25 protein-coding genes and 4 tRNA genes are annotated in these 25,476 nt (G+C 70.2%); 9 read left to right on the forward strand and 20 right to left on the reverse strand.

Going from position 1 to position 25,476, the window contains the following annotated elements; translation table 11 throughout:
* Positions 1–3 precede the first annotated feature (3 nt).
* The 3 genes from BJ984_RS13350 to BJ984_RS13360 all read left to right on the forward strand — a co-directional run bounded on the left by BJ984_RS13350 (position 4) and on the right by BJ984_RS13360 (position 2,823).
* Positions 4–819: a peptidylprolyl isomerase gene (locus BJ984_RS13350; RefSeq protein ID WP_179548432.1), complete on the forward strand. Its 816-nt coding sequence runs from the start codon at positions 4–6 to the stop codon at positions 817–819.
* Positions 820–898: 79 nt separating this feature from the next.
* Positions 899–2,128 carry a DUF349 domain-containing protein gene (locus BJ984_RS13355; protein WP_179548433.1) on the forward strand — a complete coding sequence of 410 codons (1,230 nt, stop codon included), beginning with the start codon at positions 899–901 and terminating at the stop codon, positions 2,126–2,128.
* A gap of 122 nt (positions 2,129–2,250) precedes the next feature.
* On the forward strand, positions 2,251–2,823 hold the full coding sequence (locus tag BJ984_RS13360; protein WP_179548434.1) for a hypothetical protein: 573 nt from the start codon (positions 2,251–2,253) through the stop codon (positions 2,821–2,823).
* Positions 2,824–2,902: 79 nt separating this feature from the next.
* On the opposite strand, the gene BJ984_RS13365 is transcribed toward BJ984_RS13360, so the two are convergent.
* From BJ984_RS13365 to BJ984_RS13445, 17 genes are all read right to left on the reverse strand, one after another.
* Positions 2,903–5,161: a RelA/SpoT family protein gene (locus BJ984_RS13365; RefSeq protein ID WP_173181059.1), complete on the reverse strand. Its 2,259-nt coding sequence runs from the start codon at positions 5,159–5,161 to the stop codon at positions 2,903–2,905.
* A gap of 144 nt (positions 5,162–5,305) precedes the next feature.
* On the reverse strand, positions 5,306–6,334 hold the full coding sequence (gene secF, locus BJ984_RS13370; protein ID WP_179548435.1) for a protein translocase subunit SecF: 1,029 nt from the start codon (positions 6,332–6,334) through the stop codon (positions 5,306–5,308).
* Complete coding sequence (secD, locus tag BJ984_RS13375; protein ID WP_179548436.1) at positions 6,334–8,055, reverse strand: protein translocase subunit SecD; 1,722 nt, start codon at positions 8,053–8,055, stop codon at positions 6,334–6,336. Before secD ends, secF begins: the two co-directional genes overlap by 1 nt.
* Positions 8,056–8,123: 68 nt before the next feature.
* Complete coding sequence (yajC, locus tag BJ984_RS13380) at positions 8,124–8,564, reverse strand: preprotein translocase subunit YajC (RefSeq protein ID WP_179548437.1); 441 nt, start codon at positions 8,562–8,564, stop codon at positions 8,124–8,126.
* A gap of 79 nt (positions 8,565–8,643) precedes the next feature.
* On the reverse strand, positions 8,644–9,681 hold the full coding sequence (gene ruvB, locus BJ984_RS13385) for a Holliday junction branch migration DNA helicase RuvB (RefSeq protein WP_173181063.1): 1,038 nt from the start codon (positions 9,679–9,681) through the stop codon (positions 8,644–8,646).
* Positions 9,678–10,304, reverse strand: coding sequence for a Holliday junction branch migration protein RuvA (ruvA, locus tag BJ984_RS13390; protein ID WP_179548438.1), 627 nt, complete (start codon positions 10,302–10,304; stop codon positions 9,678–9,680). The genes ruvB and ruvA overlap by 4 nt, the downstream gene beginning before the upstream one ends.
* Entirely contained in the window at positions 10,304–10,888 is a 585-nt protein-coding gene (gene ruvC, locus BJ984_RS13395) for a crossover junction endodeoxyribonuclease RuvC (RefSeq protein ID WP_173181065.1), read from the reverse strand. Before ruvC ends, ruvA begins: the two co-directional genes overlap by 1 nt.
* A gap of 48 nt (positions 10,889–10,936) precedes the next feature.
* Positions 10,937–11,701 carry a YebC/PmpR family DNA-binding transcriptional regulator gene (locus tag BJ984_RS13400; RefSeq protein WP_179548439.1) on the reverse strand — a complete coding sequence of 255 codons (765 nt, stop codon included), beginning with the start codon at positions 11,699–11,701 and terminating at the stop codon, positions 10,937–10,939.
* Positions 11,702–11,747: 46 nt separating this feature from the next.
* Entirely contained in the window at positions 11,748–12,356 is a 609-nt protein-coding gene (gene pdxT / locus BJ984_RS13405; RefSeq protein ID WP_179548440.1) for a pyridoxal 5'-phosphate synthase glutaminase subunit PdxT, read from the reverse strand.
* On the reverse strand, positions 12,346–13,245 hold the full coding sequence (gene pdxS / locus BJ984_RS13410; protein WP_179548441.1) for a pyridoxal 5'-phosphate synthase lyase subunit PdxS: 900 nt from the start codon (positions 13,243–13,245) through the stop codon (positions 12,346–12,348). Before pdxS ends, pdxT begins: the two co-directional genes overlap by 11 nt.
* A gap of 27 nt (positions 13,246–13,272) precedes the next feature.
* A complete protein-coding gene (locus BJ984_RS13415; RefSeq protein ID WP_179548442.1) occupies positions 13,273–13,887 on the reverse strand; it encodes an HIT family protein in 615 nt (204 codons plus the stop codon).
* Complete coding sequence (gene thrS, locus BJ984_RS13420) at positions 13,887–15,875, reverse strand: threonine--tRNA ligase (protein WP_271206559.1); 1,989 nt, start codon at positions 15,873–15,875, stop codon at positions 13,887–13,889. The genes BJ984_RS13415 and thrS overlap by 1 nt, the downstream gene beginning before the upstream one ends.
* Positions 15,876–15,925: 50 nt before the next feature.
* Positions 15,926–16,252 carry a PGPGW domain-containing protein gene (locus tag BJ984_RS13425; RefSeq protein WP_179548444.1) on the reverse strand — a complete coding sequence of 109 codons (327 nt, stop codon included), beginning with the start codon at positions 16,250–16,252 and terminating at the stop codon, positions 15,926–15,928.
* Between the two features lie 30 nt (positions 16,253–16,282).
* Positions 16,283–16,852: an alpha/beta hydrolase gene (locus BJ984_RS13430; protein ID WP_179548445.1), complete on the reverse strand. Its 570-nt coding sequence runs from the start codon at positions 16,850–16,852 to the stop codon at positions 16,283–16,285.
* A gap of 85 nt (positions 16,853–16,937) precedes the next feature.
* Positions 16,938–17,012, reverse strand: a tRNA-Val gene (locus BJ984_RS13435).
* A gap of 29 nt (positions 17,013–17,041) precedes the next feature.
* Positions 17,042–17,115, reverse strand: a tRNA-Cys gene (locus BJ984_RS13440).
* A 63-nt stretch (positions 17,116–17,178) separates the two neighbouring features.
* Positions 17,179–17,250 (reverse strand) — tRNA-Gly (locus BJ984_RS13445).
* Positions 17,251–17,387: 137 nt separating this feature from the next.
* On the opposite strand from BJ984_RS13445, the gene BJ984_RS13450 reads away from it, so the two are divergent.
* Together BJ984_RS13450 and BJ984_RS13455 are read left to right on the forward strand one after the other, a co-directional pair.
* A tRNA-Val gene (locus BJ984_RS13450) sits at positions 17,388–17,463 on the forward strand.
* Between the two features lie 30 nt (positions 17,464–17,493).
* Positions 17,494–18,309: an EI24 domain-containing protein gene (locus BJ984_RS13455; protein ID WP_179548446.1), complete on the forward strand. Its 816-nt coding sequence runs from the start codon at positions 17,494–17,496 to the stop codon at positions 18,307–18,309.
* Here BJ984_RS13455 and BJ984_RS13460 read toward each other — a convergent pair.
* Together BJ984_RS13460 and zapE are read right to left on the reverse strand one after the other, a co-directional pair.
* Positions 18,288–19,532 (reverse strand): ammonium transporter, encoded by a 1,245-nt coding sequence (locus BJ984_RS13460; RefSeq protein WP_373877442.1) that lies wholly within the window; start codon positions 19,530–19,532, stop codon positions 18,288–18,290. The genes BJ984_RS13455 and BJ984_RS13460 overlap by 22 nt on opposite strands.
* A gap of 238 nt (positions 19,533–19,770) precedes the next feature.
* The gene (gene zapE / locus BJ984_RS13465) at positions 19,771–20,805 is read right to left on the reverse strand and encodes a cell division protein ZapE (protein WP_179548447.1); all 1,035 of its coding nucleotides are present in this window, start codon (positions 20,803–20,805) and stop codon (positions 19,771–19,773) included.
* A 138-nt stretch (positions 20,806–20,943) separates the two neighbouring features.
* On the opposite strand from zapE, the gene BJ984_RS13470 reads away from it, so the two are divergent.
* The gene (locus BJ984_RS13470; RefSeq protein WP_179548448.1) at positions 20,944–21,843 is read left to right on the forward strand and encodes a sulfurtransferase; all 900 of its coding nucleotides are present in this window, start codon (positions 20,944–20,946) and stop codon (positions 21,841–21,843) included.
* 53 nt (positions 21,844–21,896) lie between these two features.
* On the forward strand, positions 21,897–22,334 hold the full coding sequence (locus tag BJ984_RS13475) for a SufE family protein (protein ID WP_179548449.1): 438 nt from the start codon (positions 21,897–21,899) through the stop codon (positions 22,332–22,334).
* Positions 22,335–22,364: 30 nt separating this feature from the next.
* On the opposite strand, the gene BJ984_RS13480 is transcribed toward BJ984_RS13475, so the two are convergent.
* Entirely contained in the window at positions 22,365–23,555 is a 1,191-nt protein-coding gene (locus BJ984_RS13480) for an alpha/beta hydrolase family protein (RefSeq protein ID WP_271206558.1), read from the reverse strand.
* 72 nt (positions 23,556–23,627) lie between these two features.
* Here BJ984_RS13480 and BJ984_RS13485 point away from each other — a divergent pair, with 72 nt between their 5' ends.
* Positions 23,628–24,224, forward strand: a complete 597-nt coding sequence (locus tag BJ984_RS13485; protein ID WP_173181078.1) for a DUF3000 domain-containing protein — start codon at positions 23,628–23,630, stop codon at positions 24,222–24,224.
* Between the two features lie 37 nt (positions 24,225–24,261).
* The gene (locus tag BJ984_RS13490; RefSeq protein WP_179549466.1) at positions 24,262–25,464 is read left to right on the forward strand and encodes a ribonuclease D; all 1,203 of its coding nucleotides are present in this window, start codon (positions 24,262–24,264) and stop codon (positions 25,462–25,464) included.
* Positions 25,465–25,476 lie beyond the last annotated feature (12 nt).

Consider the following 25,476-nt stretch of genomic DNA (forward strand, 5'->3'; position numbering starts at 1 on the left):
CCTGTGGCACCCAGCAATCAGGAGCGTGCTGCTCGTGAGGCCCGCACCCGTCTGCGCGAGTACCAGGCTCGGCAGCAGGCGCACACCGAGCGCATCCGCCGACGCACCCGCGACAACGTGATCGCGGCGGTCGTGGTCGTCGTTCTGATCGCCGGCGTCACGGCCGCGCAGCTGTTCTACTTCAGCGGCGGCCCAGGCGCGCCCGCCGCCTCCTCGGCCCCCACCGCGACACCGGCCGCGACCGATGCCCCCGCCGACGGCGACGACGCCGCGGAGGGCCAGAACACCGGCGACGTCCCGCCCACGAGCCTCGCCGAGGGCCGCGACTGGACCGGCACGATGACGATCAACGACATCCCGCTCGGCATCACGCTCGACGGGGCCGCGGCGCCCCAGGCGGTCTCGGCCTTCATCGCGCAGGCGCAGTCGGGCTTCTTCACCGGCACCTCCTGCCACCGCCTCACCACGAGCGGCATCTTCGTGCTGCAGTGCGGCGACCCGACCGGCACGGGCACCGGCGGCCCAGGCTACAGCTACGGCCCGGTCGAGAACGCCCCGGCCGACGACGTCTACCCCGCCGGCACGCTCGCCATGGCCCGTCAGGGCGGCAACGGCTACAGCATGGGCAGCCAGTTCTTCATCGTCTACGACGACTCGACGATCCCGTCCGACGCCGCGGGCGGCTACACCGTGCTCGGGCAGGTCACCTCGGGGCTCGACCAGCTCGACTCCTCGGTGATCGCGGCCGGTGCCGTCGACGGCGCGCCCGACGGCAAGCCGGCGGCGGCGGCCGTCATCACCGACGTCACCGTCCAGTAGCCCAGCACGGCCGGTGCTCGGGGCGTCCCGTGCTCTAGGCTTGTGGCCGTACTCCAGACATCGTCGACAGGATGGTTCCGTGACCGATTCAGATCAGCACCCGTGGGGGCGAGTCGACGACGACGGCTCCGTCTACGTCCGTGAGGCCGAGGGCGAGCGTCTCGTCGGCCAGTATCCCGATGGCAGCAAAGAAGAGGCGCTTCGCTACTTCGAGCGAAAGTTCACCGACCTCGCCGGGCAGGTGACGCTGCTCGAGCAGCGCGCCAAGCGCGGCGCTCCGGCGGCCGACATCGCGAAGACCGTCAAGACGCTCTCGGCCTCGCTCGCCTCGGCCAACGCCGTCGGCGACCTCGCGGCCCTGCAGAAGCGCGTCGAGGCGCTGCAGTCGACGGTCTCCGAGATCACCGAGAAGCAGTCGGCCGAAGACAAGGCGCTGGTCGATCAGGCCATCCTCGACCGCACCGCGATCGTCATCGAGATCGAGACCCTCGCGGGCCACGACCCGGCCAAGGCGCAGTGGAAGAACGTGACCGCGCAGATCGACGAGCTCTTCGGCCGCTGGCAGAAGCACCAGCAGGAGGGCCCGCGGCTCCCCCGCGCCGAGGCCGGCGAGCTGTGGAAGCGCTTCCGTGAGGCCCGCACCACGCTCGAGACGCAGCGCAAGGCGTTCTTCGCCGAGCTCGACCAGGTGCACCGCGACGCGCGCACGCGCAAGCAGGCGCTCGTCGAGCAGGCCGAGGCGCTCGAGGCGCGCGGCTCCGACGGCATCCCCGCCTATCGCGACCTGCTCGCGCAGTGGAAGGCCACCGGGCGCGCCGGCAAGAAGTACGACGACGCGCTCTGGGACAGGTTCAAGGCCGCCGGTGACGTGCTGTACTCCGCCCGCAGCGAGGTCGCCGCCCGCGACGAGTCCGAGTTCGGCGAGAACCTCACCGCGAAGCTCGCTCTCCTCGAGGAGGCCGAGCCCCTGCTGAAGGAGACCGACCGCACCAAGGCGCGCGAGGCCCTGATCTCGATCCAGCGTCGCTGGGACGAGATCGGCAAGGTGCCGCGCGAGCAGGTCAAGACGGTCGAAGACCGCCTGCGCCGGGTCGAGACCGCCGTGCGCAAGCTCGACGAGGAGCACTGGAGCCGCAACAACCCCGAGAAGAAGGCCCGCAGCGAGGGTCTCGCCTCGCAGCTGACCGGCGCCATCGAGAAGCTGCAGCGCGAGATCGACGACGCGAAGTCGGCCGGCGACACGAAGAAGGCCGCCGAGCTGCAGGAGGCGCTCGACGCGCGCAAGGTCTGGCTCGACGCCCTGGGCTGAACCTCACTGGGCTGATCCTCCCTGGGCTGATCTCCTCCTCCACCGGCACGAAGCCCGGGTCGTTCATCCACAGATTCCGGATGCGCGACCCGGCCTTCTGGCGTCCCTGGCACCATCGGGCCATGCCACCTTCGCTGCCCTTCCTCCTCGGCACCGCCGAACTCCCGCTGGCCGAACTCCACGCCGCGCGCCTCGACGGCGAGCTCGTCGGAGTGGGCGACCGCTTCTCGCCCACCGACATCGCCCGAACGGTCGACCTGCGCGGAGCGCGCGAGCTGAGGGCGCTGGCCCTGGTGCCCCGGCTGCCCGCGGGCCTCGTGGTGGAGCGACGCACGGCGGCCTGGCTGCACGGGGCGTGGGCGGCACCACCCGCCCCGCTGGAGCTCTGCCTGCGCAGCGATCACCGGGTGCGCGTGGGGCCGAACGTCGCGTGGACGGTGAGGCAGGCGGTGCTCCGGCCCGACGAGCTGCTGCTCGTACGGGGCGTGCTCAGCACGACGCCACTCCGCACGGCACTCGACCTGCTGCGCCTGCAGCCCGACGGCCGCTTCGACCGGCGGCACCGCAGCGCGGTCGTCACCCTGCTGCTGATGCAGCCCCGCGGCCGCGAGCGGGCCGAAGCCGTTCTGCACCGCTCACCGCACCTGCCGCACAAGCAGCGCGCCCTCGACCGCCTGGGGGCCCTGGAGCTCTGAACCCGCCCACGCCGGACGGCGCCCGACGCCGGGACTGCGTGACGCCAGGAGAGCACCCGACGCGTCGGCGGGCGTTCGCTCAGCCGCCGCTGACGCGATAGACGTCGTAGACGGCGTCGATGCGTCGCACCGCGTTCAGCACGCGGTCGAGGTGCGTGGTGTCACCCATCTCGAAGACGAAGCGGCTGATCGCGAGGCGATCGCTCGAGGTGTTGACCGAGGCGGAGAGGATGTTGACGTGATGCTCCGACAGCACCCGCGTGACGTCGGAGAGCAGCCCGGAGCGGTCGAGCGCCTCGACCTGGATCTGCACCAGGAAGACGCTCTTGGACGACGGCGCCCATTCCACGTCGATCATGCGCTCGGGCTCGTTCAGCAGCGACGCCACGTTGTGGCAATCCGACTGGTGCACCGAGACACCGGAGCCGCGCGTCACGAAGCCGACGATCGGGTCGCCAGGCACGGGGGTGCAGCACTTGGCGAGCTTCACCAGGATGTCGGGGGCGCCGCGCACCAGCACGCCGGAGTCGCTGTGCGTCACCCGCGGGCGGTTGCCGACGAACACGTCGACGTCGGAGTCGTCGCTCTCGACCTCGGTCTGCAGCGAGGCGAGCACCTTCTCGATCACCGACTGGGTCGAGATGTGCCCCTCACCGATGGCCGCGTACAGGCCCGACACGTTGTCGTAGTGCAGCTGCGAGGCCACGTCGGCGATCGAGTCCTGGCTCATCAGCTTCTGCAGCGGCAGGTTCTGCTTGCGCATCGCCCGGGCGATGGCGTCGCGGCCCTGCTCGATGGCCTCGTCTCGCCGCTCCTTCGTGAACCACTGGCGGATCTTGTTGCGCGCCCGCGGGCTCTGAACGAAGCTCAGCCAGTCCTGGGAGGGGCCGGAGTCGGGGTTCTTCGAGGTGAACACCTCGACCACGTCGCCCGAACCCAGGGTGGAGTCCAGCGGCACGAGCCGTCCGTTCACCTTGGCGCCCATGGTGCGGTGCCCCACCTCGGTGTGCACGGCGTAGGCGAAGTCGACCGGGGTCGCGCCCGCGGGCAGTCCGATCACCTTGCCCTTGGGCGTGAAGACGTAGACCTCCTTCGCGCCGATCTCGAAGCGCAGCGAGTCGAGGAACTCGCCGGGGTCGACGGTCTCGGCCTGCCAGTCGCTGATGCGGGCGAGCCAGGCCATGTCGGTGTCGGGCATGCCGGTGGGGGCGGCCGACGAGGACTTGCCGCCGTTCATCCGCTCCTTGTACTTCCAGTGCGCCGCGACACCGAACTCGGCGCGCTGGTGCATCTCGGTGGTGCGGATCTGGATCTCGACTGGCCGCCCGCCCGGGCCGATCACCGTGGTGTGCAGCGACTGGTACAGGTTGAACTTCGGCGTCGCGATGTAGTCCTTGAAGCGGCCCGGGATCGGGTTCCAGCGCGCATGGATCGAGCCGAGCACCGCGTAGCAGTCCCGCACCGTGTTCACCAGCACACGGATGCCCACCAGGTCGTAGATCTCGTCGAACTCGCGGCCCCGCACGATCATCTTCTGATAGATCGAGTAGTACTGCTTCGGGCGCCCGACGACCTTGCCGCGGATCTTGCCCGACTTGAGGTCGTCGCCGACGGCGTCGATGACCTGCTGCACGTACTCCTCGCGCTGCGGGGTGCGCTGACGGACGAGGTTCTCGATCTCGACGTAGAGCTTGGGGTAGAGCACCGCGAACGAGAGGTCCTCGAGCTCCCACTTGATCGACTGGATGCCAAGGCGGTGCGCCAGCGGGGCGTAGATCTCCAGCGTCTCCTTGGCCTTGCGGGCAGCAGACTCGGCGGGCACGAAGCCCCAGGTGCGGGCGTTGTGCAGCCGGTCGCAGAGCTTGATGATGAGCACGCGGATGTCGCGCGACATCGCGACGATCATCTTGCGCACGGTCTCGGCCTGCGCGCTGTCGCCGTACTTGACCTTGTCGAGCTTCGTCACGCCGTCGACGAGCATGGCGACCTCGTCGCCGAAGTCGTGGCGCAGCATGTCGAGCGAGTAGTCGGTGTCCTCCACCGTGTCGTGCAGCAGCGCGGCAGCGACGGCCTTCGAGCCGAGGCCGAGCTCGGCGAGGATCTGGGCGACCGCCAGGGGGTGCGTGATGTACGGCTCGCCGCTGCGGCGCTTCTGGCCGTCGTGCGCCTTCTCGGCCGACGCGTAGGCCCGCTCGAGGATGGTGAGGTCGGCCTTGGGGTGATTCGTGCGCACCGTGCGGAGCAGCTCGTCGACGGCCCCGGCCGGCTGAGCGCGGGAGAACAGGCGCGGAACGAGACGTCTCAGCGTCGCGGTCGAGGTGGTGCTCGTCTCGGTCATGTCAGGCCTCCACGACGATTATCCCCCAGCGCGGAGGCCCGGATGCACGCTCGCCCCCGGCGCGATTGCGCCGAGGGCGAGCAGGCGGGCCGGCCACCGACCCGGACGAGCCTCTCGAGGGGCCGGCCGGGCTGCCGGACGAGGTCAGGCCGAGGCCGTCGCCTCCGAGCCGACGGCACCGGCGGCGGTCTTCGCGGCGCGCTCCCGGTCGGTCTCCACGCGCGCGTCGTGCTTGCGCATCTTCGGCTCCTTCTCGCGGAACTGCACGTACAACGGCGCCGCCACGAAGATCGTGGAGTAGGTGCCGACGATGATGCCGATCAGCAGGGCCAGCGAGATGTCACGGAGCGTCGAGGCACCGAGCACGAACGAGCCGATGATCAGGATCGACGCCACGGGCAGCGCGGCGACGATCGAGGTGTTGATCGAGCGCACCAGCGTCTGGTTGATCGCCAGGTTCACCATCTCGGGGAAGGTCTGCGTTCCGCGCTCGGTCATGCCCGCCGTGTTCTCGCGGATCTTGTCGAACACCACCACCGTGTCGTAGAGCGAGTACCCCAGGATCGTCAGGAACCCGATCACCGCGGCCGGGGTGATCTCCAGACCGGTCAGGCCGTAGACGCCCGCCGTGATGACGAGGTCGTGCAGCAGAGCGATCAGCGCTGCGGCCGCCATCTTCCAGGTGCGGAAGTACAGCGCCATGAAGACGGCGACGAGCACGAGGAAGATCACGAGGCCACGGATGGCCTGGGTCGTGATGTCCTGCCCCCAGGTCGCGCCGATGAACGAGGTGGTGACGTCGTCGGAGGGCACACTGTAGGCGGAGGCCAGCGCATCCTGAACCGTCGACGTCTGGGTCTTGTCGAGCTCGTCGGTCTGCACGCGCACGGAGTCGCCGCCGAGGGTGCTGACGCGCGGGTTCACACCCGGGGCCACGTCGTTCACCGCATCCGTCGCGAGCGTCTGGTCCATGCTCGAGACCTGCGACACGGTGAACTCCGAGCCGCCGCGGAACTCGATGCCGAACTCGTAGCCGCCGCGCAGCCACGGGCCGATCAGGGCGATCAGCACGAGCACCGCCGAGACGATGTACCAGATGCGGCGGCGGCCGACGAAGTCGATCGAGCGCTTGCCCGAGTAGAGGTCGTTTCCGAATTGGGAGAAGCTGGCCATCAGGAGTTCTTCCCCTCGTCGGTCGTGCGGGTCGAGGCGGCGCCGGTGCCGCTCGAGGCGAGCTCGGCGGCCTTGCGCTCGGCGATCGTCTGGCGCTTCACGGCCTCTCGGCTGGAGGAGCCCTTCTTGGCCGCGGTGACGCTCGCCGCCGGCGCCCGGAACTGGGCCCGGCCGCGGTAGACGGCGCCGAGGGCCCGCGGGTCGAGACCCGAGAGCTTGTGGCCGTCGCGGAAGAACGGCAGCTCGGCGAGCAGCGTCATGAGCGGATGCGTGAACAGCATCACCACGACGATGTCGACGATGGTCGTGAGGCCGAGCGTGAACGCGAAGCCCCGGACGTTGCCGACGGCGAGCACGTAGAGCACCGCGGCGGCGAGGAAGTTGACCGCGTCGGAGGCGGTGATCGTGCGGATCGCGCGCTTCCAGCCGGCCTGCACCGAGGAGTTCAGGGCGCGGCCGTCGCGCAGCTCGTCGCGTATTCGCTCGAAGTACACGATGAAGGAGTCGGCCGTGATGCCGATCGCCACGATCAGACCCGCGACGCCGGCGAGCGACAGGCGGAAGTCGATGCGCCACGACATCAGCGTGACCAGGAGGTAGGTGAGCGCCGCCGCCACGACCAGCGAGGCGATGGTGACCGTGCCGAGCAGGCGGTACTGCAGCAGCGAGTAGATCACCACGAGGATCAGGCCGATCGCGCCGGCGATGAGCCCGGAGAGCAGCTGCGTCGAACCGAGCGTGGCCGAGATGGCCTCGGACGACTGCGTCTCGAAGCCGATCGGCAGGGCGCCGAACTTGAGCTGGTCGGCCAGGGACTGCGCCGAGTCCTGCGTGAACGAGCCCGAGATCTGGGCCTTGCCGTCGGTGAAGGCGCCGCCCGTGGTGGGGGCCGTGATCACCTTGCCGTCGAGCACGATGGCGAACTGGTTCTGCACGCCCTGCAGCCCGAACAGGCGGGTGGTGACGTCGGCGAACTTCGCGGTGCCGGCGTCGTTGAACGAGATGTCGACGACCCACTGGCCGGTGGAGGCACCCTGCTGGGTGGTGGCCACTCCGGCCGAGGCGTCGGCGATGTCGGCGCCCTCGATCTCGACGGGGCCGAGGAGGTACTTCACGCCGTTGTCGTCGCAGGTGACGAGCGGCTGGTCGGCGGGCGCCTGGCCCGCGTCCTCAGCGGCCTCGGACGCGCAGTCGAAGCTGTCGAACTGCGCCTGCAGCGCCGGGGTGACGTAGGCCAGGTCGCTGCCGTTGGTGGGCGTCGCGGTGGGGACCGTCGACAGGCTCGGGTCGGGCGAGGCGCTCGGCGAGGTGCTGGCCGACGGGGTGGCGACCCCGGCGAGCAGCACGGCACGGAAGTCGAGCTTCGCCGAGGACTCGATGCGGTTCAGCGTGGCGTCGTCGGGCTGACCCGGGATCGACACCACCACGTTGCGCGCACCCTGGGTGGTGACCTCGGCCTCCGAGACGCCACTGGCGTCGACGCGCTGCCGGATGATCGACACCGCCTGGTCGAGCTGCTCGGAGGAGACCTCCTGGCCCGACTCCAGCTTCGGCGTCAGGATGATCTGCGTGCCGCCCTCGAGGTCGAGGGCGAGCTTCGGGGTCCATGTGGCGGTGCTGAACAGCACCCCTCCGGCGATTGTTCCGATCAGGACTGCGAAGATCACTCCGAGCCAGATCAGCGTCTTCCACGCCTTCTTCACGGCGGTCGATTGTGCCACCAGTTACTCAGCTTTCTGTACGCTCGAGCGCCATCGCGACGAGCGTGAGTCAGAGGTCGGACGAGTTGCTACTCGTCGCCCTTCTTGTCGGACTTTGCGGCGGAGTCGGGGGCATCCGTAATGCGGGTGGTGGGGCCGTCGAGCAGGGGGCTCGCGGTGCTGTCGGTCGGCTCGTCGAGACGCTCGCCGTAGGCGGGCTCACCGTCGAGGGCGACCGGCTCGTCGTCGATCGGGGCCAGCGGCGAGGGGGTGACCACGCGGGTGACCGTCTGGCGGTGCACCTTCAGCACGGTGCCCGGGGTGGTCTCCAGGAGGACCTGGTTCTCCTCCTCGTCCATCTCGAGCACGGTGCCGTACACGCCGAAGTTCGTCATGACCTCGGCGCCCACCGCCACCTTGCTCTGCAGCTCCTGGGCCTCGCGCTGACGCTTGCGGCTGTTGCGGAACATGAAGATCACCAGGACGGCCAGAACGACCAGCATGACGATAGTTAACGGATCGAATGCCATGAAAAACGGCGCCTTCCAGATGGTGGGGGTTGTTGAGCGAGGAACAGCTTAGGGTGCTGAGCCTGAAGACCAGCTTGAATTATAGGTCATCGCCGAACAGGGCCGCGGAATCGCGCTCCAGGCCGAAGTGGGCCCAGCCCGCCTTCGTGGCGATCCGGCCCCGCGGCGTGCGCGAGATCAGGCCGATCCGCACGAGGAACGGCTCGACCACGGCCTCGATGGTCTCGGCCTCCTCGCCGACCGACACGGCGAGCGTGCTGAGCCCGACGGGGCCGCCGTCGAAGCGCTGCAGGATGGTGGTCATCACCGCGCGGTCGAGGCGGTCGAGGCCCAGCTCGTCGACGTCGTAGAGCTCGAGTGCGGCACGCACCGCGGAGAGGGTCGCATCGGTGCCGGCCACGAGCGCGAAGTCGCGCACGCGCCGCAGCAGGCGGTTCGCGATGCGGGGCGTACCCCGGGAGCGCGACGCGATCTCGCGCAGCGACTCCTCCTCGATCTCGACGCCGAGCAGGGCCGCCGCCCGGTGCAGCACGCGCACCAGCTCCTCGGTCTCGTAGAACTCCAGGTGCGCGGTGAAGCCGAAGCGGTCGCGCAGCGGGTTCGGCAGCAGGCCCGATCGGGTGGTCGCCCCGACCAGGGTGAACGGCGCCAGGTCGAGCGGGATGCTCGTCGCCCCCGCCCCCTTGCCCACCATGATGTCGATGCGGAAGTCCTCCATCGCGAGATAGAGCATCTCCTCGGCGGAGCGCGCCATCCGGTGGATCTCGTCGATGAAGAGCACCTCGCCCGGCACGAGCGAGGACAGCACCGCGGCCAGGTCGCCGGCGTGCTGGATGGCCGGACCGCTCGTCATCCGGAGCGGACGACCGGTCTCGTGCGCCACGATCATCGCGAGCGTCGTCTTGCCGAGCCCGGGCGGGCCCGCGAGCAGGATGTGGTCGGGCGTGCGGTCCTGCATGGCGGCCGCGTCGAGCAGCAGCTGCAGCTGGCCCCGCACCTTGCGCTGGCCCACGAACTCCGCGAGCGACTTGGGGCGCAGGGCGCCCTCGAACGCGACCTCGGCGTCGCCCTCGACCTCGGGGTTCACGACCTCGTTGCCGTCGAAGGCCGGGGTCATCGCGCTCCCCCGGAGTTCTTGGCCGGGCCGAGCACCGCGAGGGCGAGCCGCAGCAGGGTCTGCACGTTGCCGGCATCGGCGGCCGAGGCGCTCTCGAGCACCTCGTCGAGGGCCGCGGTTGCGCTTCGCTCGGGGTAGCCGAGGCCGATCAGGGCGCGCTCGACGTTGCCGCGCACCACGGGCGAGGTGCCGGCGGCCGGCTCCTCGGGTGCAGGGGCGTGACGAAGGGCGAGCTTGCCGGCGAGCGACACGACGATCAGCTTCGCGGTCTTCGGGCCGATGCCCGACACCTTGCGGAAGACGGCGTCGTCTTCGCGGGCGACGGCCGACGCGACCTCGGAGGGCGTCACCTCGGCGAGCACCCCGAGCGCCGACTTCGGCCCGACACCGGTCACCCCGACGAGCGCGGAGAAGATGTCGAGCGAGTCCTGGTCGGGGAAGCCGAACAGCGACAGACTGTCCTCCCGCACGATCAGCGTGGTCAGCACGGTCGTCTCCGACCCGGTGCGGAGACCGAGGGCGTGCCGCGGTGTGACGGCCACCGAGAAGCCGACACCGCCCACGTCGATGACGGCGGTACCGCCCGAGAGGGAGAGCACGGTGCCGCGCAAGGCAGAGATCATCAGGCCAGCCTACGGGCGGCCACCCGCGACTTCGTCCCTTGCTCGGCGGCGCGCCATGCCTGCTGGGCTGGGGTGAGGCCCGATGCTCCGGATGCGGTGACCGGCCCCGCGGGAGGAAGACGCCAGGCGTGGCAGATCGCCAGGGCCAGCGCATCGGCCGCATCGGCCGGGCGCGGGATCTCGGCGAGCTTCAGCACCTTGGCGACCATCGTGCCGACCTGCTTCTTGTCGGCCTGACCGTAGCCGGTGATGGCGGCCTTCACCTCGGACGGGGTGTGCAGCCCGACCGGCAGCGAGCGGCGCGCCGCGGCGAGCAGGGCGATGCCGCTGACCTGCGCCGTGCCCATCACGGTGCGCACGTTGTGCTGGGCGAACACCCGCTCCACCGCGAGGTGATCGGGCCGGTGCTCGTCGAGCACCGCCTCGATACCGGCCGCGACGGCCAGGAGGCGCAGTTCGAGCGGCATCTCGGGCGGGGTCTGGATGACGGAGACGTGAACCAGCACCGCGGTGCGGGTCGGCGAGACGTCGACGATGCCGACGCCGCAGCGGGTCAGCCCGGGGTCGATGCCCAGCACTCTCATGCCACACCCCTCATGCGTCGCCCTTCCGACCGCTCGGGACCACCCGGATCAGTCGGACTCGTCCTCGAGCTCGGCCTGCACCTCGGGCGTCAGGTCCATGTTCGTGTAGATGTTCTGCACGTCGTCGGAGTCCTCCAGGCCGTCGATCAGCCGGAACACCTTGCGGGCGGTCTCGGCGTCGGCCTCGACCTGCAGGCTCGCGACGAACTCGACGTCGGCCGAGTCGTAGTCGATGCCCGCGTCCTGCAGCGCGGTGCGCGCGGCGACCATGTGCGAGGGGTCGGTGAGCACCTCGAACGTCTCGCCCCGGTCGGTGACCTCCTCGGCCCCGGCGTCGAGCACGGCCATCAGCACGTCGTCCTCGGTGAGCTCGCTGGCGTGGGCGACGGTGATGACGCCCTTGCGGCTGAAGTTGTAGGCCACGCTGCCGGGGTCGGCCATGGTGCCGCCGTTGCGGGTCATGGCGGTGCGCACGTCGGCCGCCGCGCGGTTCTTGTTGTCGGTGAGGCACTCGATCAGGAGGGCGATGCCGTTCGGGCCGTAGCCCTCGTACATGATGGTCTGGTAGTCGATGACCTCACCGGTGAGGCCGGCCCCGCGCTTGATGGCGCGGTCGATGTTGTCGTTCGGCACCGAGGTCTTCTTGGCCTTCTGCACCGCGTCGACCAGGGTCGGGTTGCCCGACATGTCGGCACCGCCGATCTTGGCCGCCACCTCGATGTTCTTGATGAGCTTCGCGAACGACTTGGCACGGCGGGCGTCGATGACGGCCTTCTTGTGCTTGGTGGTCGCCCATTTAGAGTGTCCGGACACGAGGTTCTCCTTCGGAAGTCGGTGACAAGTCTACGCGAGGGCGCTCTCAGGAGAGGGATGACCGCGCGGCGACCTTGTCGAGGAAGTACTGGTGGAAGCGGTAGTCGGCCGTCATCTCGGGGTGGAACGAGGTGCCGAGGAGGCTCCCCTGCTCGACCGCCACGACGGTGCCGTCGGCCAGGGTGGCGAGGGCGCGCGCCTCCGGCCCGAGCGAGTCGACCACCGGTGCGCGGATGAAGACCGCGTGCATCGGCGGCTCCCCCAGCACCGGCACGTCGAGCTCGGCCTCGAACGAGTCGGTCTGCGAGCCGAAGGCGTTGCGGCGCACCGCGACGTCGAGACCGCCCAGGCTCTGCTGACCCCGGATGCCGTCGAGCACCCGATCGGCGAGCATGATCAGGCCGGCGCACGTGCCGTAGACGGGCAGGCCCTCCCCGATGCGGCGCTTCAGCGTCTCGGCCACGCCGAAGGCGCGGGACAGCTTGTCCATCACGCTCGACTCGCCGCCCGGGATGACGAGGCCGGAGACGAGCTCGACCTCCTCGGGTCGGCGCACCGGAACGGCGTCGGCGCCCAGGCCGCGGAGCACGGCGAGATGCTCGCGGAAGTCGCCCTGCAGGGCGAGCACCCCGACCGGCGGCGTGCTACCAGCCACGCTCGGCGAGGCGGTGCGGGGCCGGGACGTCGGCGACGTTGATGCCGACCATCGCCTCGCCGAGACCGCGCGACACCTCGGCGATGACGCTCGGGTCGTCGTAGAAGGTGGTGGCCTTCACGACGGCCGCGGCGCGCGCCGCCGGGTTGCCCGACTTGAAGATGCCGGAACCGACGAACACGCCGTCGGCGCCGAGCTGCATCATCATGGCGGCGTCGGCCGGGGTGGCGACGCCACCCGCGGTGAAGAGCACGACGGGGAGCGAGCCGGTCTCGGCGACCTCGACCACGAGGTCGTAGGGCGCCTGCAGCTCCTTGGCGGCGACGTACAGCTCGTCCTTGGACATGCTGGACAGGCGCGCGATCTCCTGCTTGATGGTGCGGATGTGCTTGGTCGCCTCGGAGACGTCGCCGGTGCCGGCCTCGCCCTTCGAGCGGATCATGGCCGCGCCCTCGGTGATGCGGCGGAGCGCCTCGCCGAGGTTGGTGGCACCGCAGACGAACGGGATGGTGAAGTTCCACTTGTCGATGTGGTTGACGTAGTCGGCGGGGCTCAGCACCTCGGACTCGTCGATGTAGTCGACGTTCAGCGCCTGCAGCACCTGGGCCTCGACGAAGTGGCCGATGCGGGCCTTCGCCATCACGGGGATGGACACCTCGGCGATGATCGACTCGATCAGGTCGGGGTCGCTCATGCGGGCGACGCCGCCCTGCGAGCGGATGTCGGCGGGCACGCGCTCGAGGGCCATGACGGCGACCGCTCCGGCGTCTTCGGCGATGCGGGCCTGCTCGGCGGTCACGACGTCCATGATGACGCCGCCCTTCAGCATCTCGGCGAGGCCTCGCTTGACGCGGCTCGAGCCGAGCTGGTGGTTGGTGGTGTCGCTCATCATGTCCTTTCGGGAAGCAGGAGAATCCTACCGTGCAGCGGGGGCGGGCCAGGCCGCCTGGACCATCGCGCGCACGTCGCCGAGAAGCTGCGGCAGCGCCTTCGTGCGGGCGATGATCGGGAAGAAGTTCGCATCCGACGCCCAGCGCGGCACGATGTGCTGGTGCAGGTGGCCGGCGACCCCGGCGCCGGCCACGCGGCCCTGGTTCATGCCGATGTTGAAGCCGTCGCAGTTCGACACGGCCGTGAGCACGCGCATGGCCGTCTGGGTGAGGCTCGCCATCTCGGCGACCTCGGCATCCGTCGCCAGGTCGTACGTCGACACGTGCCGGTAGGGGCAGACGAGCAGGTGGCCGGAGTTGTAGGGGAAGAGGTTCAGCAGCACGTAGGCGTGCTCGCCGCGGGCGACGATCAGGCCCTCCTCGTCGGAGAGCGTGGGCGCGCGGTCGAACGGGCACTCGTCGATGTGCGGCTGCGGGCCGCCCTCGATGTAGGCCATGCGGTGCGGGGTCCAGAGGCGCTGGAAGGCGTCGGGGACCCCGGCGAACTCGGCCGCGTTCTGCAGCTCGTCGTGCTCTCCCGGGTGGCTGTGCCTGCCGTGCTCGCCAGGATCACCGTGCCCGCCGTGCTCGTGCTGCTCCATCAGAGCTGGCCGGCGGTGGTGACCTGCAGGTGCTTCTCGACGCTCGCCACGATGCGCTCGATCGCCTCGTCGGCGGCCACGCCGTTCTCCTGCGAGCCGTCGCGGAAGCGGAAGCTGACCGAGCCCGCCGCCACGTCCTCGCCGCCGGCGATGAGCAGCACCGGCACCTTGTCCTTGGTGTGGGTGCGGATCTTCTTCTGCATGCGGTCGCCCGAGTCGTCGAGCTGCGCGCGGATGCCGCGCTTCTTCAGCCGCCGGATCACCTCGGCGAGGTAGTCGGCGTGGTCGTCGGAGATCGGGATGCCCACCACCTGCACCGGCGCAAGCCACACCGGGAACGCCCCCGCGTAGTGCTCGAGCAGGATCGCGAAGAAGCGCTCGATCGAGCCGAGCAGGGCGCGGTGGATCATCACGGGCTGCTGGCGCGAGCCGTCGGGCGCGGTGTACTCGAGCTCGAACAGCTCGGGCTGGTTGAAGTCGAGCTGGATGGTCGACAGCTGCCAGGTGCGGCCGATGGCGTCGCGCGCCTGAACCGAGATCTTCGGGCCGTAGAACGCCGCTCCCCCGGGGTCGGGCACGAGTTCGAGGCCCGAGGCGAGGGCGACCTCGCGGAGCGTCTCGGTGGCGGTCTCCCACATCTCGTCGGTGCCGACCGACTTCTCGGGGTCGCGGGTCGACAGCTCGAGGTAGAAGTCGTCGAGGCCGTAGCCGCGGAGCACCTCCAGCATGAAGTCGATCTGACGGGTGAGCTCCTCGCGCACCTCGCCGGGTGCGACGTAGATGTGTGCGTCATCCTGGGTGAGGCCGCGCACACGGGTGAGGCCGGAGAGCGTTCCGCTCTTCTCGTAGCGGTACACGGTGCCGAACTCGGCGAGGCGCAGCGGCAGCTCGCGGTAGCTGCGGCCGCGGGCCCGGAAGACCAGGTTGTGCATCGGGCAGTTCATGGGCTTGAGGTAGTAGTCCTGGCCCTGGCGGGTGATGTTGCCCTCGGCGTCCTGCTCCTCGTCGAGGTGCATCGCCGGGAACATGCCCTCCTTGTACCAGTGCAGGTGCTGGCTGGTCTCGAACAGGTGCGCCTTGGTGATGTGCGGGGTGTTCACGAGCTCGTAGTCGTTCGCCACGAGCTGGCGGCGCAGGTAGTCCTCGATCTCGGAGCGGATGATGCCGCCCTTCGGGTGGAACACGGCGAGGCCCGAGCCGATCTCGTCGGGGAACGAGAACAGGTCGAGCTCGGCGCCGAGCTTGCGGTGGTCGCGCTTGGCGGCCTCCTCGAGACGGGTCTGGTAGGCGCGCAGCTCGTCCTTCGTGGGCCAGGCGGTGCCGTAGACGCGCTGCAGCTGCTTGTTCTTCTCGGAGCCGCGCCAGTACGCCGCCGCGAGGCGGGTGAGCGCGAAGCCGTTGCCGATCATCCGCGTGCTCGGCAGGTGCGGGCCGCGGCAGAGGTCCTTCCAGACGGTCTCGCCGGTCTTGGGGTCGACGTTGTCGTAGATGGTGAGCTCGGCGCCGCCGACCTCGACCGACTCGTTGTCGCCGTTCAGCTCGTCGTCGCCGGTCGAGCCGTCGGAACCGCCCTTCAGGCCGATCAGCTCCAGCTTGTACGGCTCGCCCGCCAGCTCGGCGCGCGCTTCGTCCTCGGTGACGACGCGACGCACGAAGCGCTGGCCGGCGCGCACGACGCGCTCCATGCCCTTCTCGATGGCCTTCAGGTCGTCGGGGGTGAAGGGCTCGGCGACGTCGAAGTCGTAGTAGAAGCCGTCGGTCACCGGAGGGCCGATGCCGAGCTTCGCCTCGGGGTTGATCGCCTGCACGGCCTGCGCGGCGACGTGGGCGGCCGAGTGCCGCAGGATGGCGAGGCCGTCGGGGCTGTCGATCGTGACGGGCTCGACGGTGTCGTCGTCGCCGACGGTCGTGGCGAGGTCTTTCAGCTCTCCGTTGACGCGCAGGGCCACGACGGCCCGGTCGGTGAAGAGGTCGAATCCAGTTGCCACGCTCGCATGCTCCCTAGCTGTCGGTGCAGAACGAACCAACTCTACCGGCGCTAGGGGGTGCGGTCGGTCTTCCGGGCCCGGCGGTCGGCCCTGACCTCCTTGGCCTTCGCGTACGCCTTCTTGGCGACGGCGTTGGCCTTCGTGCTGGCCTTCCTGGCCGGCTCGAACTCGGTGCCGAGCAGGGCGAGCCCGCCGACCGCCACGAGCGCGCCCGGGCCGGGCAGCGGGATCATCACGACGCCGAGCGCGACGGTGCCGGCCCCCACGACGCCCACGCCGGTGCGGTAGACGCGGTTCACGCGCGGATTGCGGCGAATGAGCTCACGAGCCCTGCCCGCGGCGACGCGAGCGGTTCCGGGGGTGCGTTCGTCGGTCATGCCACGACGCTAGCCCGAGGTGCTGGGAGATCAGTCCCAGTCGAGGTAGTCCTCGATGGCCCAGGAGGTGGCGCCGACGTGGGTGGCCGGGAAGCGGTGGCCGCCGCCCTCGACGGCCACGATGCTGACCAGCCCGGGGGCGGCCTCGCGGAGGGCCTCGCCGTTGGCGGGCGGGGTGACCTCATCGGCGTCGCCCTGGATGACGAGCATCGGGATGCCCTCGGCGGGAGCCGGGAGCTCGTCTCCGGCCTCCACGCCGAACAGCAGCACGCCATCGACGTGGTCGTGCCGGCGGTGGGCGATGTGCCGGGCGGCGGAGCCGCCGAAGCCGTGGCCGCCGATCCAGGCGGCGGGGAGCTCGAGCTGGTCGAGCAGGTCCTCGACGTCCTGGGCGGCGGTCACGGCGTCGGGCGCCTCGGCACCGGCGCGGTGGCCGATCAGCACGACGCGGAAGTCCTCCTCGACGAGCGAGTGCGCGAGCGAAGCGAGGTAGCCGATCTCCTCGCCGCGCTCGGCGACGATCACGACGGCCGGGCCCACGCCCTCGTCGGAGAACGGGATCGCGCGGGCATCCGCGTCGAAGATCTGGGTGTCGGCCATGTCGGGAGTCCTTTCGAGGGCGAACCGGCGTGCAGAACCAGAAAAACCCTCGGCCGGAGAATCTGTGCGGGCCGAGGGTTTTCGTTGGTGGGCGATACTGGGATCGAACCAGTGACCTCTTCCGTGTCAGGGAAGCGCGCTACCGCTGCGCCAATCGCCCAGTGGAGACGGGCTCCTCTGGTGGTGGAGTGGAGGTGGCGACGGGATTTGAACCCGTGTGGACGGCTTTGCAGGCCGCTGCCTCGCCTCTCGGCCACGCCACCCAGTTCGTGCACTGCGATCGCTCCGGATGAACCGGAGCTCTCACAACCGAGTAACTTCACTCGAGCGGATGACGAGATTCGAACTCGCGACCCTCACCTTGGCAAGGTGATGCGCTACCACTGCGCCACATCCGCATTTCGTTCAGCATTCCTGCGAACGGATTAGACACTAGCCGACTCTTTCGGCGATTGCCAAATCGTCACCGGAACAGCGTGTCGCGCCCCCGGGTGTTCACGAGCACCCCGTTTCGTCCGCTACTATCGATAACCGCGGGCGATTGGCGCAGTTGGTAGCGCGCTTCCTTCACACGGAAGAGGTCATCGGTTCGAGTCCGGTATCGCCCACCAGAAACCTCCGCATCACCATAAGCTCGCGGCATGATCCGCTCGTTCCTCGAAGGCGTCGGCCTGTTCGGCCGCGGCCTCGGCTTCTGGCTCAGCCGCCCCGGCCTCATGCTCCTCGGCGCCGTGCCCGCCGCCATCGTCGGTGCCGTCTACGTGACCGGCATCGTGCTGCTGGTGGTCTACTCCCCCGCCCTCGCCGACTGGGCGACGCCCTTCGCCGACCGCTGGGACGAGCCGTGGCGCGAGATCACCCGCGCCGCCGCCTCCCTGGCCCTCGTGGGCCTCGGCGTGCTGCTCGTGGTCTTCACCTACACCGCCATCACCCTGGCCGTCGGAGACCCGTTCTACGAGCGCATCTGGCGCGCCACCGAGGAGACCCTGGGCGAGGCCCCCGGGGAGCCCGCCAGCGGATTCTGGGGCCAGCTGGCCCGCGGCATCCTGAACGCCCTGCGCCTGCTGCTGCTCGCCCTCGGCATCGGCCTGGTGCTCTTCGCGGTCGGGCTCGTCCCGGTGGTCGGGCAGATCGCCGGCCCCGTGCTGGGCGCCCTGTTCGGCGGCTGGGTGCTCGCGCTCGAGCTCACCGGCTTCGCCTTCGACGCCCGCGACATCCCCCTGAAAGAGCGGCGACGGATGCTCGGCCACCGCCGCGCGCGCACCCTCGGCTTCGGCGTCGCCGCCTACCTCGTGTTCCTCATCCCGCTCGGCGCCGTGGTCGCGATGCCGGCCGCCGTCGCCGGCGCCACCCGCCTGGCCCGCGCCGCGAACGCCGAAGCGGGGCGCCACCCGAAGGTGACGCCCCGCTCACGGGATGATGCAGGAGAGACGGATCAGACGGTCTCGAGGGCGTAGCCCTCTTCGCCGTGCACCGTGGTGTCCACGCCCGCGACCTCGTCCTCGTTCTTGATGCGGAAGCCCATCGTCTTCTGGATGATCCAGCCGATGATGAAGGCCATCACGAAGGAGTAGACCAGCACGACCGCGGCCGCGCCCGCCTGCTTGCCGAGCTGCTCCAGCGAACCGGTGTCGAGCAGGCCGATGCCGGCGCCGAAGATGCCGATGTAGAGCGTTCCGATGATGCCGCCGACGAGGTGGATGCCCACGACGTCGAGCGAGTCGTCGAAGCCGAGCTTGAACTTGAGCTCGATCGCCAGGGCGCAGACGGCACCGGCGATGACGCCGAGCACGATCGCCCAGCCCGGGGTCAGGATGTTGCAGGCCGGGGTGATGGCGACGAGGCCCGCGACGGCACCGGAGGCGGCACCGATCGAGGTGGGCTTGCCGTCCTTGATCTTCTCGACGATCAGCCAGCCGATGATGGCGGCGGCGGGAGCGGCAAGGGTGTTGATCCAGGCGATGGCGGCGACGCCGTCGACCGCGGCCTCGGAGCCGGCGTTGAAGCCGAACCAGCCGAACCACAGCAGCGAGGCGCCGAGGAGCGTCAGCGGCACGTTGTGCGGCTTCTGGATGCCCTTCTGGAAGCCGACGCGCTTGCCGAGCACCAGGGCGAGGGCGAGGGCCGCCGCACCGGCGTTGATGTGCACCGCGGTGCCACCGGCGAAGTCGTTGACGCCCCAGAGCGGAGCCCAGCCCTCGTCGAGGTTGAACACCCAGAACGCGACCGGGAAGTAGACGACCGTGACCCACACGCCGGCGAAGACCATCCAGGCACCGAACTTGGCGCGGTCGGCGATGGCGCCCGAGATCAGGGCGACCGTGATGATGGCGAAGGTCGCCTGGAATCCGGCGAAGGCGAGTCCGTTGAGGTCGGGGTTCATGGCGCCGGCCTCGTCGATGCCGAGCAAGTTTCCCAGCCCGATGGAGCCGTCGAACGGGTTGCCGAGAAGGCCCGGGATGGCCGGCGTGCCGAACACCATGCCGTAGCCGTAGACCACCCAGAGCACGCCCACGAGGCCCATGGCCCCGAAGCTCATCATCATCATCGAGACGACGGACTTCGCCTTGACCATGCCGCCGTAGAAGAATGCGACGCCGGGGGTCATGAGTAGAACGAGTGCCGCTGCGACCATCAACCACAGCGAATCCACGTTCAGGGATACGTCTTCAATTTCCATAGTGGAACGGTTACCTCTCTGTTTCGTGCTGGCGGGTACATCCGGGAACTGCTGTGTTGCTGACGGCTAGCACGGTGGCCGAAGGCGCAATTGCAGGCAGGTGCAGTCTGTCGACAGCACGTTTCGCCGGGAGGCGTGTTCTGTGTACGCCGTGTTACACGGCGGGGCCGAATGTAAATTCGGTGTTACGGGGCGCGCAGAATCTGCAGAACGGATGCCCGTTCGGTCGCTCGAAGGATCAGAGCGACGCCGAGGCGATCAGCCGGGACGTGGCCCGCAGGTACTTCTTGCGGTAGCCGCCGTTCAGCATGTCGCCCGCGAAGACCTCGTCGAGCGGGGTGCCGGAGGCGAGGATGCGGATCTGAGCGTCGTAGACGCGGTCGACGAACGCGACGAACCGCAGCGCATCCGTCTGATTCAGGAGGGGGGCGACGTCGCTGAGCGCGATCACGTCGACACCCTCGATCATCTTGATGTAGCGCGAGGGGTGGATGCTGCCGAGGTGCTCGACGAGCTCGGCGAACGGGTCGAGGGTGATCGACTCCCCCGCCGCGACCCTGCGCCCGACGGCGGCGAGCAGCTCGGCGTCGCTGCCGAACGCGACGGCGTGCCCCTCGATGTCGCGGCGGCGGTAGTCCAGGCCGTCGATCCGCACGATGTCGAAGCGGTCGGCGATGGCCTGGATCTCGCGCAGGAAGTCGGCGGCGGCGAAGCGGCCCTCGCCGAGGGCGTTCGGCGGGGTGTTGGAGGTCGCGGCCAGCCGGGTGCCGCCGGCGACGAGCTCGCCGAGGAAGCGGGTCATCAGCATGGTGTCGCCCGGGTCGTCGAGCTCGAACTCGTCGATGGCGATGAAGCGCGCGCCGTGGAACAGCTTGACGGCCTCGCTGAAGCCGAGGGCACCGACGAGGGCGGTGTACTCGATGAACGTGCCGAAGTACTTGGGGCCGGGGGCAGCGTGCCAGAGCGCGGCCAGCAGGTGGGTCTTGCCCACGCCGAAGCCGCCGTCGAGGTAGATGCCGGGCTTGGTCGCCGGCCCCTTCTTCGCCCGGCTGAAGAAGCCGCCCGACTTGGCGGGCTTCCAGCTGCCGGCGAAGGCGGTGATCTTCGCCAGCGCCTCGGCCTGCGAGGGGTAGTCGGGGTCGGGCCGGTAGCTCTCGAACGACGCGGTGTCGAACTGGCGGGGCGGCACCAGGGTCGCGGCGAGCTCGGCCGCCGACATCGACGGGCTCCGCTCGGTGAGGCGCGGCGCCACGGCCTGCTGCTCGGCTGTCATCGGATCATCCTGTGTCTCGGGTGCGCCGCGTCTGGACGTGAGCGCCGTGTCTCGAACTGTGACCTCCGGCGTGCAGAGCCGGCCGGGGAGGACCTAGATTCGTAGGGGGTGTCACCTACCCTAACTGGAGGTTGTGAAATGACTGTCGAGACCGATTCCGCTCCGAAGTTCGCCGGCTACGCGCATCCGGAGCGCCTCGTGTCGACCGAGTGGCTCGAGGCCCACCTGGGCGAGCCGGGCCTCGTGGTCGTGGAGTCCGACGAGGACGTGCTGCTGTACGAGACCGGTCACATCCCGGGCGCCGTCAAGATCGACTGGCACACCGACCTGAACGACCCGGTGCTCCGCGACTACATCGAGGGCGAGGCCTTCGCGGCGCTCGTCGGCGGCAAGGGCATCGCGCGCGACTCCACCGTCGTGATCTACGGCGACAAGAACAACTGGTGGGCCGCCTACGCCCTCTGGGTCTTCACCCTGTTCGGCCACGAGGACGTGCGCCTCCTCGACGGCGGCCGCGACAAGTGGATCGCGGAGGACCGCCCCTTCACCACCGAGCGCACGGTTCCGGATGCGGTGGACTATCCGGTCGTCGAGCGTCACGACGCCGAGATCCGCGCCTTCAAGGACGACGTGCTCGCCCACCTCGGCCACCCGCTGATCGACGTGCGCTCCCCCGAGGAGTACAGCGGAGAGCGCACGACGGCTCCCGCCTACCCGGAGGAGGGCGCCCTGCGCGCCGGCCACATCCCGAGCGCGGCGAACGTGCCGTGGGCGAAGGCCGCGGCCGAGGACGGCACCTTCAAGCCCGTCGCCGAGCTCGACGCCATCTACCGGGACGGCGCCGGCCTCACCGAGGGCGAGCCGGTGATCGCCTACTGCCGCATCGGCGAGCGGTCGAGCCACACCTGGTTCGTGCTGACGCACCTGCTCGGCTTCGAGGACGTGCGGAACTACGACGGCTCGTGGACCGAGTGGGGCAGCACCGTGCGGGTGCCGATCGTCAAGGGCTCGGAGCCCGGCGAGGTGCCCGCGCGCTGAGCTGCCGGCCCGCCGGGGCGCCGGTCGCCCCGGCGGCGCGCATACTTGAAGGGATGACCGAGAACCAGCTGCCGGCGACGCTCGCCGAGATCCGTGACGACTTCCTCGCCCTCGAACAGCGCGAGCGGCTCGAGATGCTGCTCGAGTTCGCGAACGAGCTGCCCGAGCTGCCCCCGCGCTACAGCGAGCACCCCGATCTGCTGGAGCGGGTCGAGGAATGCCAGTCGCCGGTGTTCATCTTCGTCGAGGTCGACGGCGTGGTCGTGCACCTCTACGCGACCGCGCCGCGCGAAGCGCCCACCACGCGCGGTTTCGCCTCGATCCTGGTGCAGGGCATCGACGGGCTGACCGTCGACGAGGTGCTCGGCATCCCCGACGACTTCCCGAACACGATCGGTCTGACCGAGGCGGTGTCGCTGCTGCGCATCCGGGGGATGACCGCCATGCTCGGCCGCACCAAGCGGCAGCTGCGCGAGCGCGTCGCGGCCTGAGCCGCAGCTGTTACTGCGCGTGCGCGGCCGCTACAGCCCGTTCGCGGTCAGCCAGTCGCTGATCGCGCGGTTCCACTTCACCCGGTCGTAGTTCCAGAGCTTCGTGTGGCGGGCGATCGAGAACGGCACGAAGGTGACGAGGTCGGGGCGGGCCTCCGCCAGCTTCCGCGACGCGCCAGAGGGCACGTAGCCGTCGTCGTCGCTGTGCATGAGCAGCACCGGCACGTCGACCTCGTCGGAGCGCTTCACGAAGTCCAGCCGGTCGAGATCGAGCGGATGCTGCTGCCCGGTCACGAGGCGGCCCGGCGCGTGCGTGATGGCGGCGAAGGCCGCATCCCCCACGAGCTCGGGCACCCGGCGCGCCCTCCCCTGGAAGCGCAGCACCTCGCGCCAGTCGACCGCCGGGGACTCGAGGGCGATCCCCCGGATCAGCTCGCGGTGCCGCGCCCGCCCCATCGCCTGCAGTGCGATCGCGCCGCCCATCGACCAGCCCATCAGCACGACGTCCCGGGCGCCGTGCTCGTGCGCCCAGGTGATCGCCGAGTCGAGGTCCTCCCACTCGGTGTCGCCGAGCGCGTAGCGGCCGTCGGCCGAGCGCGGGGCCTCGCCGTCGTTGCGGTAGGAGATGTGCAGCACGTGGTACCCGTGCTCGTGGAAGACCGGCAGCGCCCGGATGGTCTCGCCGCGGCGCACCCCGCGCCCGTGCACCTGAACGACCCACTTGGTCGACGCGGGATCGGCCGCCGGAACGTACCAGGCGGGGGCCGGGCCCACCGCGGTCGGGATGCCGACCTCCTCGACGGCCACTCCCAGCTCGCTCGGGTGGATGTAGTACCAGCCGCTGACCCGGCCGCTCCGCGCGCGGGAGAGGTCGCCGTAGTCGACGGCCAGCACCGAGCGCCGCACGACCCCGTCGGACACCGACAGCACCTCGCCGATCCTCGCGTGACCGGTGTCGGCCGAGAACCGCAGGCTGTAGAGGCCGGGCAGGATCGAGTCGGCGGTGACGGCGAGGTCGACCGTGCGGGCCGTCTCGTCGTAGCCGAGGATGCGCACGTCGTCGACGGGCAGTGACGGGGTCACGATCGCGCGCGAGGTCAGCGCCGCGACCACGGCGCCGGCGGCGGTGACCACCGTGGCGGCGGTTCCGGCGGCGAGGGCGACCACGGCCCAGACGGGGACGTTCGGCCGGAGGTCCGGCCGGGTCGACGCACGGCTCACGCGGGCTCTCCCTTCGTGCGGCACCCGGCGTGCCGTCGCCGGGTGGAACGCAAAGAACTCTAGTCTGCAGACGTGCCCGATTCTCCCTTCAGCCCGGACATTCCGGCGGCGTTCGGCGCGGCGCTCGACTCGCTGCGCCGGGCCGACACGCGCGAGGAGCTCGTCGTGCACGAGATCCCCGCCCCCGGCAACCTGGCCCCCAACGCCGTGGCGCTCGCGGCCGACGTCACGCCCGCCCGGCACGGCGCCGACTCCGAGCTCGGCACGGGGCGGTTCATCCTGCTCCACGACGAGGAGCGGCCCGAGGCCTGGGGCGGCGAGTTCCGGGTGGTCTGCTTCGCGCAGGCGCCGCTCGAGACCGAGATCGGGCTCGACCCCTTCCTGGCCGACGTCGCCTGGTCGTGGCTCGTCGACGCGCTCGACGCACGCGGCGCCAACTACCTGAACGCCTCGGGCACCGCCACGAAGATCATCTCGACCGGCTTCGGCGAGCTGCAGGCGCAGGGTGACGGGGCCCAGATCGAACTCCGCGCATCCTGGACCCCCACCGACCACAACATCCAGGCCCACGTCGAGGGCTGGAGCGAACTGCTGTGCATGCTGGCCGGCCTTCCCCCCGTGGTCGACGGGGTGACGATGCTGCAGACCAGGCGAGCACGACGTGACTGAGGACCCCATCGAGACACCGGCTTCATCCCCCGCCCCCATCGCCGTCCCGGCGCGCACCGTCATCACCACGGTCGACGACTTCCACGACGCGGTCGAGGCCATCGCCGCGGGCCACGGCCCCATCGCCGTCGACGCGGAGCGCGCGAGCGGCTTCCGCTACTCCCAGCGGGCCTACCTGATCCAGCTCTACCGGCGCGGCTCGGGCACCTTCCTGATCGACCCGCCCGCGATCGAGGAGTTCGCTCCCCTGCAGTCGGTGATCGGGGACATCGAGTGGGTGCTGCACGCCGCCAGTCAGGATCTGCCGTGCCTCCGCGAGGTCGGACTCGAGCCGAGCACCGTCTTCGACACCGAGCTCGCCGCGCGACTGCTGGGCATCCCCCGGGTCGGGCTCGGCACCGTGGTCGAGGAGCTGCTGGGCATCCATCTGGCGAAGGAGCACTCGGCAGCCGACTGGTCGACCCGCCCGCTGCCGGCCTCGTGGCTCGAGTACGCCGCCCTCGACGTCGAGCTGCTGATCGACCTGCGCGACTCGATGGCCGTGCTGCTGAAGGAGCAGGGCAAGCTCGAGATCGCCGCGCAGGAGTTCGCCGCCGTGGTGGCGAAGGAGGACAAGCCGCCGCTCGCCGAGCCGTGGCGGCGCCTCACCGGCGTCTCGGCGCTGCGGGCCGACCGGCACCTGGCCGCCGCCCGCGAGCTCTGGCTCGCCCGCGACGAGCTCGCCCGGGCCACCGACACCGCTCCCGGGCGTCTCGTGCCCGACGCCTCGCTGATGGTCGCCGCCCGCGCCCTGCCCACCTCGCGCCGCGAGCTCGCCTCGCTGAAGCAGTTCTCGGGCCGGGCCAGCCGCAGCGAGATCGACCGCTGGTGGGCCGCCATCGAGCGCGCGCTGACGACCGACGACATCCCCGTGCAGCGCCGTGGCACCGACACCCTTCCTCCCCCGCGCAGCTGGGGCGACCGTAATCCCGAGGCGGATGCGCGACTGAAGACCGCTCGCACGGCCCTCGCCGAGCTCTCCGCCGACCGCGCCATCCCGCTCGAGAACCTCCTGACGCCCGACTTCCTGCGCCGCGTGGCCTGGAACCCGCCCTCCCCGCTCACCCTCGAGAGCCTCTCGGAGGCCCTCGCCGAGCTCGGTGCGCGGCCGTGGCAGATTGAACTCACTGCACAGCCGATCCTGCAAGCCTTTGTGGAACCCCACCAAAGCGCCGATCCGGCCGAGAAAGCCGATTCGTAGGAAGAATCAAAC

It is taken from the genome of Herbiconiux flava (assembly GCF_013409865.1).
GTDB lineage: Bacteria > Actinomycetota > Actinomycetes > Actinomycetales > Microbacteriaceae > Herbiconiux > Herbiconiux flava.